Below are 15026 nucleotides of genomic sequence, written 5' to 3'. Positions count from 1 at the left end.
GAAAGCCGGCTCAACGCAAACGTACGTTGTCCGGCTTTTTTGATGGTTTCGATTTGACAGGGATATGACGCAACGGAACAATCAAATAGATGAAAGATAAGAGGAAACCGAGCCAAGTCAATGAGGGCGCGGTATGGTATAAGGCGATTAAGAAGAGGACTGGAATCATCGTCATCGCGACTGCATATGGCCAAGCCTGGCGATACGGCCATGTCTTCTTCGTGTGCCATCTCGTGACGAGTTGGACGAGCAGGGCGCTGAGGGCGACGAGTCCCATATAGAAGAAGAAAATCGCAAACGCATGTAAGAATAACCACATCGGCCAAAAGAAATCTGGTTGTAATACGATGTAATCGAGTATTGTGACGGTCAACGTTACTAACAAACTCGCCAACATATAGGCGTGGAGCGGGGCCAAGCGGAGACGTAGCGCCTGCTTGGACGGGTAAAGGCTATGGCGGATAAACTGAATCGTTGTCTTGAGCATAAAGGGAACTCCAATCTGTTATAGTACAAAACTAGAAAAACAAACAAAATTCATACAGTGCTTTAATAAAACCTTAACATTAAACCTGTTTACATCGAATGGGTGATGCGGGCATAATGAGTAGGGCATTAAAAACCAAGCAAACACAACTAATTCACAATCAAAAGGAGTACAAAAATCGTGGAATACAATTTGCAAGAAATGTTATTCATGTTTTTTGGAGGATTAGGGATCTTCCTCTTCGGTATCAAATCGATGGGAGACGGCCTCCAAAAGTCAGCAGGTAATCGCCTGCGCGACATCCTTGATAAGTATACATCGAATCCGTTCCTCGGAGTACTAGCCGGGATCATTGTAACGGTCTTAATTCAATCATCGTCAGGTACGACCGTCATCACGGTCGGTCTCGTCAGCGCCGGCTTTATGACGCTCCGTCAAGCCATCGGGGTCATCATGGGTGCGAACATCGGGACGACGGTGACTGCGTTCATCATCGGTTTCGATGTCGGCGCATACGCGTTGCCGATTATCGCTATCGGTGCGATTCTCCTTTTCTTCTTCAAAAAAGAGAAATTGCAACATTTGGGTCAAATCTTCTTCGGTTTCGGGATGCTCTTCTATGGTCTTGAACTTATGGGAAGCGGAATGAAACCGCTCCGCTCAAGCGAATATTTCATCGACTTGACGCAATCGATGAGTGACAACCCGTTCCTCGGAGTCATCGTCGGTACAGTCTTCACGGTCATCGTCCAATCGTCATCCGCAACAATCGGGATTTTACAAGAACTGTATGCCGGTGGATCAATCGACTTGGACGCGGCACTTCCGGTCCTCTTCGGAGACAACATCGGGACGACAATCACAGCGGTACTAGCTTCAATCGGTGCCTCGGTTGCAGCGCGTCGTGCGGCAGCAGCCCACGTCATCTTTAACATTGTCGGGACAACCATCTTCATGATTTTGTTGATTCCGTTCACACAATATATTTACTGGATCACAAACTTCTTGGCAATTGAAGACAAGATGCAAATCGCTTTCGCCCACGGGACGTTCAACGTCGTCAACACGTTCATCCAGTTCTGGTTCATCGGAACGATTGCTTGGATTGTGACGAAACTCGTACCAGGTGAAGATTCAATCGTCGATACGAAAGCACAGCACTTGGATCCAATCTTCATCCAACAGTCACCATCGATTGCCGTCGAGCAAGCGAAGTTTGAAGTCATCCGCATGGGGGATTTCGCAAAACTTGGACTTGATGAGGCACGCAATTACATGGCGACCGGCGATAAGAAACATGCCGAGAAGTCAGCACACATTGAAGAAGCGTTGAACTCGCTTAACTCAAAAATCACAGATTACCTCGTGAAACTCGCTGCTGTCGATTTGACGGAGCAAGAATCACAAGAACACAAGACACTCATGCATGCCATCAACGACATCGAGCGAATCGGTGACCACGTTGAGAACATCATCGAGTTAATCGATTATAAGACGGCGACACGTGTCAATCTCTCAGCCGACGCTCAAAAAGAGTTGACGGAAATGTACGATTTGACACGGGCCACGCTCGAGAAGTCACTTCAGACATTGGCGAGCGGGGACATGGTTGAAGCACGTCAAGTCATTGAGATGGAAGCGAAGCTCGATATGCTCGAGCGTCAGTTCCGTAAAAATCACGTCGTCCGCTTGAATACAGGCGAATGTGACGGTCAGGCCGGGATGTTCTTCGTCGATATGCTCTCGAACTTGGAGCGCATCGGTGACCACGCTATGAACATCACAGAAATCACGCTTGAAGATGCTACAAATGAAATAACAGGTTAATCAATACACGGTCCCTCTGGCTCAAGTGAGTCAGGGGGACTTTTTGGTTCAATGTGACTTTTGATTGACAGTCACGCTCTCATTCAGTATATTATTACTGTATAACAACGTGGCGGTGTAGCTCAGCTGGCTAGAGCGTACGGTTCATACCCGTGAGGTCGTGGGTTCGACTCCCTCCGCCGCTACCAATTAGGACCCTTAGCTCAGCTGGTTAGAGCAGACGGCTCATAACCGTCCGGTCGTAGGTTCAAGTCCTACAGGGTCCATTTGTGAACAGCTTTCTGATGAAAGCTGTTTTTTGTTTTCATTTTTTGTTTTCAATTGCGAAGTCGTGGGTAAATATCCGTTAGCATTTTGTTTTTTGAAAAATATGAAATGAGGCGAAGCGAGATGGAACGAAATCATACGATGATGCAATTTTTTGAATGGCACGTCCCGGCGGACCAGAAACATTGGAAGCGATTGAAAGAACGAGCTTCTGAATTGAAGGAAGTCGGCATTACCGCATTATGGTTGCCACCTGTCACGAAAGGACAGAGCGACGAGGATACGGGGTATGGCGTGTACGATTTGTATGATTTAGGGGAGTTTGACCAAAAAGGAACGGTCGCGACCAAATATGGCACGAAACAAGAGTTGCTCGAGGCGACGAAGCATGCCCAAGAACTCGGGATGCAAGTCTACATGGACGTCGTCTTAAACCATAAAGCCGGGGCCGATGCGACCGAGAAGTTTGATGTGCTCGAAGTCGACCCGGAAGATCGCACGAAAGTGTTGTCGGAAGAACCGTTCGAGATTGAAGGTTGGACCAAGTTCGATTTCGAAGGCCGGAACGAAAAATACTCGGCCTTCAAATGGAATTTCCATCATTTCAACGGCACCGACTATGACGCTGCGGGAGACCACAGCGGGATTTTCTTCATCCTCGGTGAAAACAAAAAATGGAACGATAACGTCGACGATGAGTTCGGTGTGTATGACTACTTGATGTTCGCCAATATCGATTACCATCACCCGGAAGTTCGAGAAGAAGTACTCAGCTGGGGTAAATGGTTCATCGAAGAGACACAATGTGACGGGTTCCGACTCGATGCCATTAAACATATCAACTATGATTTCGTTAAAGAGTTCAGTGAGACGATGAAAGCCGAGAAAGGCGACAACTTTTACTTGGTCGGTGAGTTCTGGAAGTCAGAGCTCGATGCCTGTCGTGAGTTCCTCGACAATATCGACTATCATGTCGATTTGTTCGACGTGCCGCTCCATTACAACTTGCAGCGCGCCTCGACGGAAGGGGAATCGTTCGATATGCGGACAATCTTTGACGATACGCTCGTCCAGTCCCACCCGCTCCACTCGGTGACGTTCGTCGACAACCACGACTCACAACCAGCGGAAGCGCTCGAGTCATGGGTTGAAGATTGGTTCAAACAAATCGCCTACGGTTTAATCTTGCTTCGCCAAGACGGTTACCCATGTGTGTTCTATGGTGACTACTATGGCATCAACGGTCCGCACCCGGCCGACGGAAAGAAAGTTGCCATCGATCCGCTCCTTTACGCACGCCGTGAAAAAGCATACGGCCAACAGGACGACTACTTCGATGACGAGCATGTCATTGGCTGGGTCCGTCAAGGTGTCGAGGAGATCGAGCGTTCAGGCTGTGCCGTCCTCATCTCAAACAGCGAAGCAGCCGAGAAGCAGATGTTCGTCGGTGAGCACCGTGCCGGTGAGAAATGGGTCGATTTGACACAGACCGTCGATGAGGTCATTGAGATTGATGAAGACGGGAACGGGGTATTTAAAGTAGCGGCAGGATCGATTTCGGTTTGGGCGTTGCCTGAACAAGACGTCGAATGAAGCATTACAATTGAGTCGACCGTCACAAATCTGTTACATTTAAAACGAACGTTGTTCAAACCAATTTTAAGGGGGATTTTAGTTATGGCTAAATTTGAATTACCACAACTTGATTACGCATACGATGCACTTGAACCACACATTGACGCACGCACGATGGAAATCCACCACACGAAACACCACAACACTTACGTCACGAACGTGAACAATGCACTCGAAGGAAAAGACGTGAACTACTCTTCACTCGAAGAGTTGCTTCAAAATCTCGATTCACTTCCTGCTGACATTCAAACGGCAGTCCGCAACAACGGCGGCGGCCACTGGAACCACTCATTCTTCTGGAAATTGTTGAAGAAGAACGAGAACGGCGCTCCGACGGGCGAACTCGCTTCTGCTATCGACGAAGCGTTCGGCAGCTTCGACGCGTTCAAAGATGAGTTCACGAAAGCAGCGACAACTCGCTTCGGCTCAGGTTGGGCTTGGCTCGTCGTAAAAAACGGTAAACTCGAAGTCACATCGACACCAAACCAAGACTCGCCGATCATGGAAGGCGTTCAGCCGATCCTCGGACTTGACGTTTGGGAGCATGCGTACTACTTGAACTACCAAAACCGTCGTCCGGATTACATCCAAGCGTTCTTCCATGTCATTGACTGGGATTACGTCGCGAAGCTCTACGCAGACGCAAAATAATGACACTGTCCCGGGATTCGATTGAATCTCGGGATTTTTTCTACATTTCATTAATTTGTAAACAAATTATGATATAGTGAAAATCGAGTCGAAAAATAGAAACAACACTGACATATACGTCACCTATACTTATAGAAGGAAACGAATCAGAAAGGAGACAACTGAATTGGCCAAAAACCGTGTGAAAGTGCCGAGAAAACGGCGCAACCACCTTCCATTGCGATTGAACTTATTGTTCTTTATCGTCTTCATCCTGTTCGCGACGCTCATTTTCCGTCTAGGCGTCGTTCAAATCGTCAACGGTGAGTTGATTGCCCGGGAAGTGCAGAAGACCGAATCAAGCAAAATCAAGTACGAGGTGCCGCGCGGTAAGATTTACGACCGCAACGGTCAAGTGCTCGCCGACACAATCTCGAATTATTCGGTCATGTATCGCCGGTCGCAAGTGACGAAGACAGAAGAGCGGCTCGAAGTCGCCATCAAGCTCGCGGAGATCGTCGACGTGCCGGAGAAGGACCGCAAAGTGACGGAGCGGGACCGCAAGGATTATTGGATTGCCATCGATCCGGAGCGCTCGCAAGAACGGGTCCAAAACCTGTTGGCCGATTTATCGGAAGAGGAACGCGCCGCCTTGTCGAACCAAGACGTCGACCAATTGTTGCTCGATTCCATCACGGACGCGGAAATCACGTTCGATGATGCGACCGAAGAAATCATCGCCATCAAACATAATATGGAGTCGGGCTATGCGCTCGACCCGCAAGTCATTAAAATCGGGGCGTCTCCAAAAGAGATGGCACTGATTGAAGAGAACTTGGAGTTGCTTCCTGGCGTCAGCGTCGAACCGTATTACCAACGGGATTATCCGTTCGGCGAGACGTTCCAAAGCTTCCTCGGAAGTTATCGTCAAATCCCGGCCGAGCAACGCGCCTCGTATCAAGCGAAAGGCTACGGCTTGAATGATCGGGTCGGAACATCTTATCTCGAGCAACAGTATGAGGACGTGCTGCGCGGGACACCGGCCTATGACGTCTTCACGACGTATAAAGGGGAGCCGGTCGGAGAGCCGACCCGCGTCAGCGGGAATCCAGGGAAAGACATCATCTTGTCGACGGACATCGAATTCCAAAAAGAAATCGATGAGATTTTGAAGAAAGCGATTCGAGCCGGCCGTTCGGGCAGCCCGCACTTTGACCGTGCCTTCGCCGTCGTCATGAACCCGCAAACGGGTGAATTGCTCGCCCTCTCAGGACAAGAGCTCGACTATGAAACGAACGAATTCAAAGACGTCTCGACCGGGACGGTCCTGCGGGCGAGTCAAATCGGCTCGACAATCAAGGGAGCGACGGTCGCGTTCGGACTTGAAGAAGAAGTCATCCAACCGGGGGAATATATTTACGACACGCCGATTCGTATCGGTTCGTCACTCAAGTCGTCGTACCGGAACATGGGGAACATCAACGACCTTGATGCCCTCGCCTTGTCATCGAACATCTATATGTTCCAAATCGCCTTGCGGCTCGCCGATTACTACTCGACCGGCCAAATCGTCGGAGAGAACGTGACCGAGGCGTTCAATACGATGGAACATTACTATAAACAGTTCGGACTCGGGATTGAGACAGGGATCGACCTCCCATATGAATCAATCGGATTCCGTAGCGTACCGGACCGTGTCACGCTCCTCATGGACATGTCGATCGGTCAGTTCATCTCGTACACGCCGATTCAATTGGCACAGTATACGTCGACGCTCGCGAACGGCGGATACCGGATTCAACCGCATCTCTTGAAAGAAATCATCGAACCCGGTTCGCTCGACGAGTCAAACAAGCAAGTCGTCAGCACGTTCCAACCGAACGCGCTCAATAAAGTCGATATTCGCGATGAATTTCTTCAACGGGCGCGTCAAGGGTTCCGGCAAGGGGTCGAGAGCGGAACGTCGCGTATCCTGCAACAGACGGGAATCACGGCGGCCGGTAAGACCGGTACCGCTCAAGCAATCGCAGAAGGGCCAGATGGCCAAGCGAAGCGAAATGCGAACGGTGAACCGATCAAGACACTCAACTCGAACCACGTCGGCTGGGCGCCGTATGATGACCCGGAAATCGCCTGGGCCATCATCATGCCAGGCCTCGAGGCGGAAGGGATCAACACCCGTGTCGCGCACGACATCATGAAGGCGTATTTTGACTTAGAAGACGTCCAAGCACAGATCCAATAAAGAAGTCACTTCGGTGGCTTCTTTTTTTCGTCTTTACAATTCTTTTACGTTCCGTTTATTTCTCGTTAATAGTAGTTTATTAGGATGTTAATTGTAGGACAGAACAACGAAGCCACAACACAAATCAAAGCAAACTCAAGGAGGACGTCAGAAATGTCTTGGATGAAAAAATCAGCTTTAGTCGCTTCAATTACTTCGGTGGCCATTATCGGTGCCGCGTGTGGGAACAATGAAGAAGGTGGCGCAGCCGACGGTGAAGGACTTTCAGGTAAAGTCGTCATGGACGGTTCGTCAACAGTCTTCCCGATCATGGAAGCCGTAGCCGAAGAATATTCAGCTGAACAGCCAGACGTTGAAGTCACGGTCGGTGTCTCTGGTACTGGTGGCGGATTCAAACGTTTCGTAACAGGCGAGACTGATTTCTCGAACGCATCACGTGAAATCAAAGAAGAAGAGGCAGCAGAAGCCGAAGAGAACGGAATTGAGTACACGCAACTTGCTGTCGCACTCGATGGTCTCTCACTTGTTGTCAACCCAGAAAACGATTGGGCACAAGATATCACAATCGAAGAGCTCAACAAGATGTGGACAGACACGAACGTGAAGACATGGAAAGACGTCCGCTCAGACTGGCCGGATGAAGAAATCTCATTCTTCTCACCAGGTAAAGACTCAGGTACGTTCGATTTCTTCAACGAAGCGGTCCTTGAAGACACGGACATTCGTCAAGACGCGCAGTTGTCAGAAGACGATAACGTCCTCGTGACAGGTGTCGCTGGTACGAAAGGTGCAATCGGATTCTTCGGATACGCATACTACATTGAAAACCAAGATACGCTTCGCGCGTTGAACGTCGAAGGCATCGAGCCGACGACTGATACAATCAACGATTTGTCTTACCCGCTCTCACGTGAGATTTACACGTACGTGAACAACGCGTCATTGAAAGACAAGCCACAAGTCGCCGACTACACACGCTTCTTGAATGAAAATGCAGCAGCCCTTTCAGAAGAAGTTGGATATGTCGGAATGGAACAAGCACGATATGATGAGAACGCTGAAGTAATCGACGAGATTGCTGGCGAATAATAGCGCAGAAGGCAGAAGGTGAGAGTCGCTCTCGCCTTCTCGCCGTGCTTTCTAGTATGAAGAGGTAGGGAGCGATACACGAGATGAATCAACCAAACAAAGGGTTCTCAATTCGAGAGATGATTGAAACCAATAAGAAAAAGAAATACAGTACGACGAACGTGTTTGATAAAGTCATGCCGTTCTTATTATTCTTGAGCGCATTCGTTTCGGTCGTCACGACTGTCGGCATCGCGTTCACACTCGGTTTCGAACTGTTCAAGTTCTTTGAGCGCGTACCGGTCGCCGAGTTTTTAGGCTCGACGGAATGGTATCCGCTTAGTGCCGATCAACGTTTCGGCGTCTGGGCCCTCGTCATGGGGACGCTCCAGATTACGGTCATTGCCATGATTGTTGCTGTACCGCTTGGTTTGGCGTCAGCGATTTATTTGAGCGAATATGCGTCTGAACGTGCTCGCACGATTTTGAAGCCGATTCTTGAAGTACTCGCCGGTGTACCGACGATTGTCTTCGGATTTTTCGCCTTGTCGTTCGTCACACCAATCTTGCAAGCGCTCATTCCTGGATTAAAGATTTATAACGCGCTTAGTCCGGGGATTGTCGTCGGGATTATGATTATCCCAATGATTGCATCGATTTCGGAAGACGCGATGAGCGCCGTTCCGAAAAAGATTCGCGAAGGTGCGCTCGGCCTTGGCGCAACGCGTTTGGAAGTTGCCATCAAAGTCGTCATGCCGGCCGCGCTGTCAGGGATTATCGCCTCAATCGTCCTTGGGATGAGCCGTGCCATCGGTGAGACGATGATCGTGACAATCGCCGGTGGGTCACAACCGAACTTCGAGTTCAACCCGCTGAACGCGATTCAAACGATGACGGCTTATATCGTCCAAATCGCCAAAGGTGATGCAGGCTACGGGACAATCGAATACTATAGCATCTATGCGGTCGGCGCATTGTTGTTCGTCTTCACCCTTGTGATGAACTTATTCGCGAACTGGGTGACGCGCCGCTTCAGAGAGGAGTACTAATATGGCATTGCCGAACAGTGAGTTCAAGAATACGAAGAACTTGATGGACCGTGATTCCGTTTCACAACGGATTAAACGTCGTCTCCAATTAAATGAAATCTTTAAGTACGTCTTTTTAGCAGGACTCGTCTTTGCCCTGCTCGTCCTATCGACATTGATTTATGACGTCGTCTCTAAAGGTGGCGGCTGGGTGAACTTGGACTTCCTCCGCAACTTCCCATCCCGCCGTCCGGAACAGGCCGGTCTCTATCCAGCCTTGATCGGGACGTTATGGTTGATGTTCCTCATCGTGCCGATGGTATTTATCGTCGGTGTTGGTGCCGCGATTTATCTTGAAGAGTACGCGCCAAAAAACCGTGTCACGTCATTTATCGAAGTAAATATTTCGAACTTGGCTGGTGTTCCGTCAATCGTTTTCGGATTGCTCGGATTGACGATTTTTGTGCGTGTAATGGAACTCGGCAACTCGATTATGGCCGGTGCCTTGACGCTTGGGCTGATGAGTTTACCGATTGTCATCGTCGCGTCACAAGAAGCGCTCCGTTCCGTCAAGATGGAATTACGTCACGCTTCGCTCGCACTTGGAGCCTCGAAATGGCAGACGACGTTCAACGTCGTTTTGCCGTCGGCGATTCCAGGGATTATCACGGGAATCATTTTGGCCGTATCGCGTGCCATCGGAGAGACCGCTCCATTGATTATGGTCGGTGCGGCGACGTTCATTTCGACGACGCCGAGCAATGTGTTCTCTGATTTCACAGCGCTCCCGATTCAAATCTACAACTGGACGAGCCGTCCGCAAGCTGAATTCCAAAACTTGGCTGCTGCCGGAATCATTGTCTTGATGACGATGTTGATCATCATGAACTCGGCTGCCATCTATATCCGCAACAAGTACACGAACCGACATTAAGTCGTAGCAGGTAACGAGGAGGACTCTCGAGATGATGAAACAAAAAGAACTCAAAGGAGATCATGAAGTGAATACAACGACGACTCAACCGAACGAAACGGTGATGCAAAAAGACAGTGCCTATGTCGTAAACAACTTGAATTTATGGTACGGCGACGATCAGGCGTTGATTGACGTCAACCTCGACATCAAGAAGAACGAAGTGACGGCCATCATCGGTCCGTCGGGTTGTGGGAAGTCGACGTTCATCAAGACGTTGAACCGGATGGTCGAGCTCGTACCGTCTGTCCGAACGAACGGTGAAATCTTGTATCACGGCCGCAATATCTTCGACCGCGATTATAAAGTCGAAGATCTCCGTACGTCGGTCGGCATGGTGTTCCAACAGCCGAACCCATTCCCGAAATCGGTGTATGACAACGTCGCGTACGGGCCGCGGACACACGGCATCAAAAACAAAAAAGTACTCGATGAAATCGTGGAGCGCTCGCTTCGCGGCGCCGCAATCTGGGATGAAGTGAAAGATCGCTTGAACGAGAACGCCTATGGTCTTTCAGGTGGACAGCAGCAACGTCTCTGTATCGCCCGCACACTCGCCATCGAACCGGACGTCATCCTCATGGATGAGCCGACGTCAGCACTCGATCCAATCTCGACACTTAAAGTCGAAGAGCTCGTCCAAGAGTTGAAAGAGCAATACTCGATTATCATCGTCACACACAACATGCAACAAGCGGCTCGCGTGTCGGATAAGACGGCGTTCTTCTTGAACGGAGAAGTCGTCGAGTTTGACGCGACCGATAAAATCTTCTCGAATCCAACGGACAAACGGACTGAAGATTATATTTCTGGCCGGTTCGGTTAAGAAGGGGAGACAATCATGGCACAAAATCGCACATTTTTTGATACGAAGTTAAACGAATTAGAAGATAAGGTCGTTCGCTTGGCGAATTTGACGATGCGTCAAACGGCCACGGCCATCGAAGTGCTTGAAAAACATGATCTCGTACTCGCGCAGACGGTCATCGACAACGATAACGAACTCGATGACCTCGAGCTCGAAATCAATGACGAGGCGATTCTGTTGATTGCGAAACAACAACCGGTCGCGACCGATCTTCGCCGCTTGATTGTGACGATGAAGTCGGCGACAGACCTTGAGCGCATCGCGGACTATGCGACGAACATCGCCAAAGCCGTTGCGCGTATCGAGCACGTCCCGTACGTGTTAGATATCAAGCCGCTCAAACAGATGGCCGAGCAATTGATTGACATGCTCGAGCTCGCGACGCGCGCCTACCGGAAAGGTGAGGTCAGCCGGGTGCGTGACTTGAACGAGATGGACAAAGTCATCGATGACTTGAACTTACAGGTCATTAAACAATATATGGGGTCTGTGCCGACGATGGCTGTCGGGACGAACGATGTCTATGAGTTTTCGAACATCGCCCGCTACTTGGAGCGGATGGGCGATCACGTGACGAATTTCGGCGAACACCTCATTTTCCTCGAAAAAGGGAAACATTATGATTTAAACCAGTAAGAAGAGTGGTAAAGAACAACAGACCAGTTGTTCTTTACTTTTTTTTTGTGCAGGAATTCACGGGTTGGAGACGAATAGTAGACTACATGGATTTTTTTTAGGAAGGGAGCCACATATAGATGGAAGAGAAAATCTTTTCCTTGAAACAACAAGGACTAACGTTAAAACAGATTGCAGAACAATTAGATATGCCAATTGGGAAAGTGCAGTATGCTTGGCGCAAATGGCGTTCCCAACACGGTGAACCAGCCAAGCCGGTAACCGCCGCTCCAAAACGAAAGACCGAAGGGAAGAAAGCTATGACACCGAAATCGAAGCAAGTACCCGCCTCATCCGGGACGCAGGTCGCTTCGACGCTGCAACATGAGCAGCCAGTCCAATCACCGCTGTTAGCTAAAGGTCCAGATGGGTTTTGGAAGCTTCCAGACCGCTATGATCAAGATTTGATGCATGCCGTCGTCCAATCGCCGAACGCCGTTTACGTCTTTTGGGAAGTATCGGATAGCGTCAAAAAGACGTTATCGATGCAGTTCATGCGCCCTTGGGAAGATTTGCCGAAGGCGTTCCGGATCCTCGACATCACGTTACTCGATTATGCGAGCGGACATGCGAACCGGTCGTATACGTTCGAATTGCCGGAGATGACGAACAGTTGGTTCGTTCGACCACTCGACCCGAACACGACGTATGTATTCGAGTTTGGGATTCGGACGATGGAAGGGGAGTTCCTTCCGTTGCTCGCATCCGCACCGATTGATACGCCACGTGCGGAGCCGGCCGGCCATGGCCGTTTCGCCGAACCGGTGCGTCGTTGGCAATACGGGGAAGTCGAGTCTCCTGAACTGCTCGACACGCTACCTAAATATTCTGCATACCGATTCGTGCGCTGAGGAGGATTTATTTGATGAAACCAGGTTATTTTTCACTCGTCCTTCATGCCCACCTTCCGTACGTGCGACATGAAGAGAAACATCGCTTAGAAGAGAGATGGGTGTATGAAGCCATCTCCGAGACATATATCCCGATTCTGTGGCAAGTCGACCGTCTGCAGCGTCCGCTCCATTGGACGGTCAGTATCTCACCGCCCGTCGTCGAGATGCTCGCCGACCCGCTCGTCCAGGACCGCTACGTGGAACATTTGGATGAGATGCTTGAATTGATTGACATCGAGCTCGCCGAAGAACGGAGCGATCAGGAAGTCGAGACGCTCCACTTTTATCGCCAGCGTTACACCGATTTAAAAACAACGTTCCTCCATTGGGAAAAGAACTTGAACCATGCGTTCCGTACATATCGTGAGCAAGGGTTCATCGATATGGTCACGTGTACGGCGACGCACGGCTTCAACCCACACTTGTTCACAGAACAGGCAGCCCGTGCAGAAATCCGCACCGGCCTGAACTGTTTCGAGCGCCATTACGGGTTCCGTCCGACCGGGATTTGGTTGCCGGAATGCGCTTATACGCCAGGGGTCGATCGGATCTTGTACGAGGAAGGCGTCCGTTATACGTTCGTCGATGAGCACGCTCTACTGGATGCCGATCCGACACCGGACAAAGGAATCGGGGCACCGGTCTACTCGCCACATGGCGTCGCCTTGTTCCCGCGTGACCAAATCATCTCTGGGAAGATTTGGAGCTCGATGATCGGTTATCCGGGCCATCCAGACTATCGCGAGTTTTATCGTGACCTCGCCTATGACCGCGACTGGGCGTATATCGAAAAGTTCATGCATCCAGAAGGGATTCGTTTTGATACCGGTCTGAAGATGCACCGCATCACGGGCGACACGGATGAAAAAGACTATTATGTCCGTGCCTGGGCCGAACATCAAATCGACAACCACGCCCTCGATTTCGCGCAGACGCTCGAAGGGCATCTCGAAGCCCATGGTGGACAAATGTTCCCGCCGTTCCTCGTGACGGCGCCGTTCGATGCCGAATTGTTCGGACATTGGTGGTTTGAAGGGCCTGAATTCCTCGGCAAGGTCGCCGAGCGACTCGAAGAGTTCGGGATTGAGACGATCACGCCGGCCCTGTTCCTTGAGCGCCACTTCCAAGACCTCGAGACGGTCCACGTCTCGATGAACACATGGGGGCGTAAAGGCTTTGGTGATGTGTGGATCAACGAGCGTAACGAATGGATGCTCCGCCACTTGCACATGATGGAGACACAACTCGTCAAAGACGTGGCCGACTATCGTCACGCCTCACCGCTCGTCGACCGGGCGCTCATCCAACTCGTGCGACATTACGTCCTCGCCGTATCGAGTGACTGGGCCTTCATCCTCGACGGACAGACGACGGCCCAATATGCGGCCGAACGCTTCCGCGAGCATACCCGCCTGTTCGCGGAGCTCGAGACGGCACTGTATCAGGACAAGTTATCGGATGAATTGCTCGCCGATCATTATCGCGCGTACCCGTTCCTTGACGATGTGGACATTGACATCGACACGTTCCTGTCTCCGCACGACTATTATGTGACCGAGGAACGTGGCAGTGAAGGCGAGGCGATTCTCGTCTTGACGCCAGAATATACGGGCAACGTCGTCGGTGACCTCGGACGCCGTGTCGTCGACGAAGTCGAGGCCCGGGCGGCAGAAGGTGAGACAGTGTACGTCTTGACCCCGTTCAAGGAAGGGTTGCCGGAATATGAACGTCACAATCACGTCCACGTGTATCGCGTCCGTCTGACGAGCCCGTTCTTGGAGCACGTGATGAACCAAGTCGCAGCCCAAAACGTGGCGTACGTCAAACTCGTGCATGAGCTCGTGACCAAAGTCACGTTAAAAGCGATCCATCAATTTGATTGGATGACGATTCCTGCGGCACGTTCGCTTGCGAAAGCACTACACGTTCCGTTATACTCAACTATGTTGTCCTTTGAAACGACCCGCAATCCGCACGGACACGGCGGTCTGTTCGACGCGATTCACCGAATCGAGAACAGCGTCCTCGCTGAAGCCGACACGGTGTACATCTGCGAACAACTATCGACCGAGGAAGTCGGAATGCGCTATGCGATAGGCGATAACGTAAAAACCTGCCTGCCGCTCGATGCTTCGCCATACGGGCAAAAACGTTTGAAAAAGAACACGAAATAACCTTGCTTTTTCAAATAAAAATTGGTAGGATAATTGAGTATGCTTAGACTGTAAAGCAAAAGCACTTGATACAACATTTAGTAAGATGGGAGTGAAAGAAATGCGCGTTAAAATCACACTAGCTTGCACAGAAACAGGCGATCGCACGTACATCACGAAGAAAAACAAACGTAACAACCCAGAGCGCCTCGAATTGCGCAAATACAACCCACGTCTCCGTCGTCACACGCTTTACCGCGAAGTGAAATAATGAGAC

13 protein-coding genes and 2 tRNA genes are annotated in these 15026 nt (G+C 50.4%); 14 read left to right on the top strand and 1 reads right to left on the bottom strand.

Translation table 11 applies throughout. From position 1 onward, the window contains the following. Positions 1-10: 10 nt before the first annotated feature. Positions 11-487: a hypothetical protein gene (locus KNO58_RS09150; RefSeq protein ID WP_251026165.1), complete on the bottom strand. Its 477-nt coding sequence runs from the start codon at positions 485-487 to the stop codon at positions 11-13. A 180-nt stretch (positions 488-667) separates the two neighbouring features. Here KNO58_RS09150 and KNO58_RS09145 point away from each other — a divergent pair, with 180 nt between their 5' ends. From KNO58_RS09145 to rpmG, 14 genes are all read left to right on the top strand, one after another. Further along, positions 668-2314: a Na/Pi cotransporter family protein gene (locus KNO58_RS09145; protein WP_214753269.1), complete on the top strand. Its 1647-nt coding sequence runs from the start codon at positions 668-670 to the stop codon at positions 2312-2314. Between the two features lie 111 nt (positions 2315-2425). Beyond that, positions 2426-2502 (top strand) — tRNA-Met (locus KNO58_RS09140). A 4-nt stretch (positions 2503-2506) separates the two neighbouring features. Then, positions 2507-2580, top strand: a tRNA-Ile gene (locus tag KNO58_RS09135). 124 nt (positions 2581-2704) lie between these two features. Continuing rightward, a complete protein-coding gene (locus KNO58_RS09130) occupies positions 2705-4174 on the top strand; it encodes an alpha-amylase (RefSeq protein WP_214753267.1) in 1470 nt (489 codons plus the stop codon). A gap of 84 nt (positions 4175-4258) precedes the next feature. Continuing rightward, positions 4259-4867 (top strand): superoxide dismutase, encoded by a 609-nt coding sequence (locus KNO58_RS09125; RefSeq protein ID WP_128122266.1) that lies wholly within the window; start codon positions 4259-4261, stop codon positions 4865-4867. A gap of 166 nt (positions 4868-5033) precedes the next feature. Next, positions 5034-7091 (top strand): peptidoglycan D,D-transpeptidase FtsI family protein, encoded by a 2058-nt coding sequence (locus tag KNO58_RS09120; protein ID WP_214753265.1) that lies wholly within the window; start codon positions 5034-5036, stop codon positions 7089-7091. A 153-nt stretch (positions 7092-7244) separates the two neighbouring features. Then, positions 7245-8180, top strand: a complete 936-nt coding sequence (locus KNO58_RS09115; protein ID WP_214753263.1) for a PstS family phosphate ABC transporter substrate-binding protein — start codon at positions 7245-7247, stop codon at positions 8178-8180. An 83-nt stretch (positions 8181-8263) separates the two neighbouring features. Next, positions 8264-9208, top strand: coding sequence for a phosphate ABC transporter permease subunit PstC (gene pstC, locus KNO58_RS09110; RefSeq protein ID WP_214753261.1), 945 nt, complete (start codon positions 8264-8266; stop codon positions 9206-9208). A gap of 1 nt (position 9209) precedes the next feature. Continuing rightward, on the top strand, positions 9210-10121 hold the full coding sequence (pstA, locus tag KNO58_RS09105; protein ID WP_029595245.1) for a phosphate ABC transporter permease PstA: 912 nt from the start codon (positions 9210-9212) through the stop codon (positions 10119-10121). Between the two features lie 103 nt (positions 10122-10224). Further along, a complete protein-coding gene (gene pstB / locus KNO58_RS09100) occupies positions 10225-10986 on the top strand; it encodes a phosphate ABC transporter ATP-binding protein PstB (RefSeq protein ID WP_251026185.1) in 762 nt (253 codons plus the stop codon). 15 nt (positions 10987-11001) lie between these two features. Next, positions 11002-11664: a phosphate signaling complex protein PhoU gene (gene phoU, locus KNO58_RS09095; protein ID WP_021065727.1), complete on the top strand. Its 663-nt coding sequence runs from the start codon at positions 11002-11004 to the stop codon at positions 11662-11664. Positions 11665-11783: 119 nt separating this feature from the next. After that, complete coding sequence (locus KNO58_RS09090; RefSeq protein ID WP_214753256.1) at positions 11784-12554, top strand: DUF4912 domain-containing protein; 771 nt, start codon at positions 11784-11786, stop codon at positions 12552-12554. A 14-nt stretch (positions 12555-12568) separates the two neighbouring features. Beyond that, positions 12569-14770 carry a 1,4-alpha-glucan branching protein domain-containing protein gene (locus KNO58_RS09085; protein ID WP_214753254.1) on the top strand — a complete coding sequence of 734 codons (2202 nt, stop codon included), beginning with the start codon at positions 12569-12571 and terminating at the stop codon, positions 14768-14770. 85 nt (positions 14771-14855) lie between these two features. Next, a complete protein-coding gene (gene rpmG / locus KNO58_RS09080) occupies positions 14856-15020 on the top strand; it encodes a 50S ribosomal protein L33 (protein ID WP_255313299.1) in 165 nt (54 codons plus the stop codon). Positions 15021-15026: the final 6 nt, after the last annotated feature.

It is taken from the genome of Exiguobacterium sp. J17977 (assembly GCF_018616375.1).
In the GTDB taxonomy this organism is placed as follows: Bacteria; Bacillota; Bacilli; order Exiguobacteriales; family Exiguobacteriaceae; genus Exiguobacterium; species Exiguobacterium mexicanum.
Note: the sequence above shows the minus strand (reverse complement) of the source record. Positions and strands in the feature narration are given on the sequence as shown.

What these genes read in the sequence shown, in the direction of transcription:
- KNO58_RS09090 (WP_214753256.1), top strand. Translation starts at nt 11,784, where the DNA reads ATGGAAGAGAAAATCTTTTCCTTGAAACAACAAGGACTAACGTTAAAA.
- pstA (WP_029595245.1), top strand. Translation starts at nt 9,210, where the DNA reads ATGGCATTGCCGAACAGTGAGTTCAAGAATACGAAGAACTTGATGGAC.
- KNO58_RS09125 (WP_128122266.1), top strand. Translation starts at nt 4,259, where the DNA reads ATGGCTAAATTTGAATTACCACAACTTGATTACGCATACGATGCACTT.
- KNO58_RS09085 (WP_214753254.1), top strand. Translation starts at nt 12,569, where the DNA reads ATGAAACCAGGTTATTTTTCACTCGTCCTTCATGCCCACCTTCCGTAC.
- pstC (WP_214753261.1), top strand. Translation starts at nt 8,264, where the DNA reads ATGAATCAACCAAACAAAGGGTTCTCAATTCGAGAGATGATTGAAACC.
- phoU (WP_021065727.1), top strand. Translation starts at nt 11,002, where the DNA reads ATGGCACAAAATCGCACATTTTTTGATACGAAGTTAAACGAATTAGAA.
- pstB (WP_251026185.1), top strand. Translation starts at nt 10,225, where the DNA reads ATGCAAAAAGACAGTGCCTATGTCGTAAACAACTTGAATTTATGGTAC.
- KNO58_RS09130 (WP_214753267.1), top strand. Translation starts at nt 2,705, where the DNA reads ATGGAACGAAATCATACGATGATGCAATTTTTTGAATGGCACGTCCCG.
- KNO58_RS09150 (WP_251026165.1), bottom strand. Translation starts at nt 487, where the DNA reads ATGCTCAAGACAACGATTCAGTTTATCCGCCATAGCCTTTACCCGTCC.
- rpmG (WP_255313299.1), top strand. Translation starts at nt 14,856, where the DNA reads ATGGGAGTGAAAGAAATGCGCGTTAAAATCACACTAGCTTGCACAGAA.
- KNO58_RS09115 (WP_214753263.1), top strand. Translation starts at nt 7,245, where the DNA reads ATGTCTTGGATGAAAAAATCAGCTTTAGTCGCTTCAATTACTTCGGTG.